5 protein-coding genes are annotated in these 4,702 nt (G+C 41.6%); 1 reads left to right on the top strand and 4 read right to left on the bottom strand.

All coding sequences use genetic code 11. The features are described 5' to 3' along the window. Positions 1-54: 54 nt before the first annotated feature. Genes AC3LHT_RS04495 through AC3LHT_RS04485 form a run of 3 tightly spaced genes read right to left on the bottom strand, consistent with a single transcriptional unit; the run spans position 55 to position 2,065 of the window. Positions 55-672 (bottom strand): MBL fold metallo-hydrolase, encoded by a 618-nt coding sequence (locus AC3LHT_RS04495; protein ID WP_488662101.1) that lies wholly within the window; start codon positions 670-672, stop codon positions 55-57. Continuing rightward, entirely contained in the window at positions 673-1,452 is a 780-nt protein-coding gene (locus tag AC3LHT_RS04490) for an undecaprenyl-diphosphate phosphatase (RefSeq protein WP_290646039.1), read from the bottom strand. A gap of 1 nt (position 1,453) precedes the next feature. Further along, positions 1,454-2,065 carry a CBS domain-containing protein gene (locus AC3LHT_RS04485; RefSeq protein WP_488662100.1) on the bottom strand — a complete coding sequence of 204 codons (612 nt, stop codon included), beginning with the start codon at positions 2,063-2,065 and terminating at the stop codon, positions 1,454-1,456. 92 nt (positions 2,066-2,157) lie between these two features. Between AC3LHT_RS04485 and AC3LHT_RS04480 the strand changes: the two genes are divergently transcribed. Continuing rightward, the gene (locus AC3LHT_RS04480; protein ID WP_488662099.1) at positions 2,158-3,288 is read left to right on the top strand and encodes an HD domain-containing protein; all 1,131 of its coding nucleotides are present in this window, start codon (positions 2,158-2,160) and stop codon (positions 3,286-3,288) included. Between the two features lie 62 nt (positions 3,289-3,350). Here AC3LHT_RS04480 and aspC read toward each other — a convergent pair whose 3' ends face one another. Next, positions 3,351-4,508, bottom strand: a complete 1,158-nt coding sequence (gene aspC / locus AC3LHT_RS04475; protein ID WP_488662098.1) for an aspartate aminotransferase — start codon at positions 4,506-4,508, stop codon at positions 3,351-3,353. Positions 4,509-4,702 lie beyond the last annotated feature (194 nt).

Here is a 4,702-nt window from a genome sequence, read left to right as displayed (position 1 = left end):
CAACTTTAGCAAGTGGATACACTTCATATGAAACCATCAATATTTTCACAGTTTTCACCCCTTGATTATGGGAAGATCATGAGAAAAAACAATCATATCAGCTCTATCGTAAAGCTCAAGCGCTAACTTAGAAGCCGCATCATTTCTCATGCCTTTGCGCATCTCGTAAAACCTAAACTGCCTATCACATAAATCGCCAAAAATCAGTACATTTCCGGCATTAATCGTCTTTACAAGAAAGGAAACATGTTCTCTGGAATGAAAAGGAGTTTCAACGATCTCAATTGTATCCCAAAGCATTCCCGCTTCGAAAGGTTCGACACGGCTCCAACTTTCAATGACCATCGAATACATCTGACCAATTATTGGACCAAAGGCTGTGTAGTTGCGGGTTGCGTAGTTTTTGTGAAGCCTTATTGTGGCATTTTTGAAAAACATTGTGTTGAAAGCGTGATCAAGGTGAAAATGCGTTAGCAAAACATCGGTGACATCTTCAGGTGCCACGCCAGCCTTGCCCAAGGCGCTTTCAAGAGCTTTCAATGAGGGAAACCCACCCGGATCAACGATTATTGTTCTCTCACCATCTTTCAGGAGAACAGCGCTACTCGTCGGAGCATCAATCTCCCCAGAAACGTAAAGAACGCTACCTGGAAAGAGTAGTTCGAACTCCATTTAGATCACTCCCAGACTAATAAAACTTACAACCGCGAATATTATACAGTAAATCGCAAAGCCTCTCAGCTTTCCCTTTATGACAAACTTCTTAACCAAAAAAAGCCCGATAATTCCCATGACAAAAGCACTAAAAAATGCCGGTATTGCATAAATCATAGGAACACTGAGCTTTGAAATCTCGAGAATACCCGCCCCCAATGTTACAGGCAAACTCATGAGAAAGGAAAACTTAACAGCATCTTTCCTCGAAAGTCCAATAAGCAGCGCACCAAAAATTGTCATACCGCTTCTTGATATACCCGGCAATATGGCCGCCGCTTGTAGGATACCAACAAGCAAAGCACCTATAAGCCCTATTTTCAGTATTTCTAACTTTCCGTTGAATCTATCGGATAGGAACAAAAAAAAGGCTGTAACCACAAGCATGGCAGCAGCAAAATACGGGCTGGAAAAGGCGGTACTGATTTTTTCTTCAAAAAGGAGTCCGAAAGCAACTGCGGGAATAGTGGCTACCGTTAAAAGAATGATATATCTTATTGAATTACCTCTTTCTCTTTTGGTAAACAATCCGGTGATAATCTGAATAACCTCGCTGTACGTAAAGAGCAAAACAGCAAAAAATGTCGCGAGATGCAACAAAGCAAAAAAAGATGCAAGACTATCTGTGCTCAAGTTCAATCGTAAAATCGAAGAAAAAATCGTTAAATGGCCTGAGGATGAAACAGGAAGAAACTCCGTTGCTCCTTGAAGGCTTCCGAGAAAAAGGTACTTGAACATCTCAGTCACAGAAGCCTTCCTCCTCCATTATTGAATCGTATTCAATATCATTTTCGTTGAAAATACTTGCAATCTCTCCCACATCCGTTTCCGAGGTTCTGATAATAACGTTTTTCTTCCCATCTTCGCCAGGTGAGGTTACGATGGACAAAATATTAATTTCATTATCGGCCAGCAAATCAACGACCCTTTTCAATGCACCTGGTTTATCTCCAAGAACCACAGAAATTCTGACACCTTTCTGATCCATAGAAGTGAACTCCATAAGTGCCTCGAGGATATCAAAAACTGTAATGACTCCTTTCAAGTTCATATCACCGGAAACCACCGGTATAACAAGATCATGGCTCTCTATAAGCATGAGCACCACATCTTCGATGATGTCGGTATCATAACTGAAATACTCAGGCTCTTTAACAATTTCAGCCAGTTTTTTCTCGGGAGCATAATTTGCAAGCTCTTTCCTCTTTATCACTCCAAGGAGTTTACCGGCTTCATCATGGACAACAACCGTTATAAAATCGTATTTCTCTTCAACTTTCAATACATCCGACACGCTATCTTGAGATGAAAATACAGGGAATGCCCTGTTTATCCACTTACTTACTTCCATGCTCATCGCCTCTTTTTCGTTAGACTCGTGAAATATGATACAATAATCCAGCAACACTCTTCAAGTATAGCAGAGAAATAGGGGGTCTGGAGATGGATCAGGGACTGGTAAGACTGCTTGAGCTATATACCAATCTTTTCACCATGTTCCGTTGGAATAACCGACCCACTTTGCTAAGAACGAATGAAGCAGAAAACGCCTTTGTATCTGCTCAGTTTTCGTTACTCCTTTCCCTGATTGCCAGAGAAAACGGGGAAAAAGTCAATGAGGACAGGCTATTTAAACGTATTCTCCTCAAAGAACTTCCCAAGTGTATCCTTTCTGATATTTCTGTGGATACAAAAGTTCTCATAAAAGAGCTTGATCCGGAAAAATGGGATGCTGTTTTTGATGCAACTGTTTCAGAAGTTGCCCCACTATTGCCGGCAAATCACAGGGAAGAATTCATGAATGAAATGAAAATGGTGAAAGATGGAAGCACAGAGGGGAAAATCATTTCCACAGGGGATTTACTCTCAGCATTGCTTGAAGCGGATATACATTCGCGTTTCTTTCCAGAATACTATGAAGAAGCACTTGAAAGCCTTAAAAAAAGGCTCTCCCATTTTGATTGTTTTCAGCCTTACAAAATACTCAGAGAGAGTCCATGGATAAAAGACTATCAGGAAGCGCTGGTTGTCTTGCTAAGGGCGGTACGCTGGAACAGACTGAAAAGAAACGTCGAAACCACTGTTGCAGGGCACTCTTTCTATGTCGCAGTAATAGCTTATTTGCTTGCTCTTATGGAAAACGAGGTTGGTAACAACATAGATAGCCTGGAAGTTGTGAAAAAAGCTTTGCTCCATGATATACCTGAGAGCTTGACCGGAGATATTATTACACCAACCAAGCGCAAAGTAGAGGGTTTTGAAGAAGTTGTTTCAAAAGTGGAAGAAAAAATGGTTAGCGAAAAGCTTTTAGTGCATATGCCAAAGAGCATAGCACTTGAGCTTAAACAGAGAATGCTAGATCCCTTTGGAGGCAAAGAGGGGAGACTTGTCCGGGCAGCCGACCTAACGGCAGCTGTCGTGGAATGCTTAATGGAAATAAAAACTGGAAATACCCAGCTTGCCTTCCGTTCTGCTATAAGCAATATGCTTGACACACTATCGAAATCTGAGTTTGAGAACGTGAGGAATCTTTCTGACACTTTTCGCTGGGGACTTGAATTGGCCGGGAGATGAGGAAATCAAAAATGAAAAACATAAAAATGCACCGGAATCCCGGTGCATTTTACATATTCAATTTATATGTTTTTTATAAATTGCTCTAACCTGTCAAGCCCCTTTTCCAATTCTTTTATGGAACTCGCATATGATAGTCTGATAAACCCTTCCATGTTAAACGCACTTCCTGGGATCATACCAACCCCTGCTTTTTCAAGAAGCTCCACGCAAAATTCAAAAGAATCCTTGACGCCTTTTCCAAGGAAATTTCTTATGTCCACAAAGAAATAAAAAGCACCCTTTGGAAAGGAGAATTTAAGCCCCATTTTTTCCAATCTTTTGCTAACATAAGCCCTTCTGCCCAAGAATTCCTTTACCATATAATCTGTTTCAACTTCAAGCGCCTTCAATGCTGCATATTGCGCGATAGTGTTCACATTGGAGGTTGAATGTCCCTGTATCTTTGCAACCGCTTTTGCAATTTCCTTACGCGCTGCCAAATATCCAACCCTCCAGCCCGTCATTGAATAAGCCTTTGAAAAAGCGTTAATAACAATTGCAAGTTCCTTCATGCCTTCAAAGGAAGCAATGCTGATGTGCTTTTCATCAAAAGCCAGTTTTTCATAAACTTCATCAGAGATGGCAATAACTCTGTTTTCTTTCAAAAGCTCCGAAAGCCCTTTCAAAAATTTCTCCGGATAAACAGTACCCGTGGGATTATTGGGGGAATTAACGATTATCGCTCGAGTGCGCTTCCCAATAGCCTTTTCTATTTTAGATAGGCTGGGTATGTAAAGATCTTCGGGCAACGCTTCTACATAGATGGGCACCCCACCGCACAATTTGATCTGTGCCTCATAACTAACCCATGCAGGTGAGATTACAATCACTTCATCGCCAGGCTCAAGTATCGCTTTCAAACTGTTATAAAGTGCTTGCTTACCGCCGTTGGTAACAACGATTTCCTCTGTTGAATAGGAAAGATTGTTGTCTTTTTTCAGCTTTTTCGCTATTCTCTCCCGCAGTGGCGTTATACCAGCTGCAGCAGTGTATTTCGTCTTCCCGGCTTTAATTGCTTCAATTGCAGCTTCAGCAATAGGTTCGGGGGTAGGAAAATCAGGCTCACCGGCAGTGAGCTTTACCACATCTTCACCATGTGCTAATTTCTCAAGGACTTTTTGATTGAATTGAAGCGTTACAGAAGGAGAAACAGATTCCACATAGCTTGATAGCTTCATTTGCACAACCTCCAAGGGGAAATTCACTGCTATTATACTCCGGGATTTAGGGGATTACAATTGAGGATACTGAGTTGCGATTAAGAAACGAGTTACGAGATTCGAGATTCGAGTTACGAGAAGAACCGAAGTGACGAGAGGACGAGATCCGAGAACCGAGATCAAGAGCCGAGTAACGAGTTACGAGAGCCAAA

Source organism: Kosmotoga sp. (assembly GCF_982836095.1).
The sequence above is the reverse complement of the archived record's forward strand: the minus strand, read 5'-3'. Positions and strand labels throughout refer to the sequence as shown.

Coding starts and splice junctions, on each gene's coding strand:
- AC3LHT_RS04495 (WP_488662101.1), bottom strand. CDS start 672: ATGGAGTTCGAACTACTCTTTCCAGGTAGCGTTCTTTACGTTTCTGGG.
- AC3LHT_RS04490 (WP_290646039.1), bottom strand. CDS start 1,452: ATGTTCAAGTACCTTTTTCTCGGAAGCCTTCAAGGAGCAACGGAGTTT.
- AC3LHT_RS04485 (WP_488662100.1), bottom strand. CDS start 2,065: ATGGAAGTAAGTAAGTGGATAAACAGGGCATTCCCTGTATTTTCATCT.
- AC3LHT_RS04480 (WP_488662099.1), top strand. CDS start 2,158: ATGGATCAGGGACTGGTAAGACTGCTTGAGCTATATACCAATCTTTTC.
- aspC (WP_488662098.1), bottom strand. CDS start 4,508: ATGAAGCTATCAAGCTATGTGGAATCTGTTTCTCCTTCTGTAACGCTT.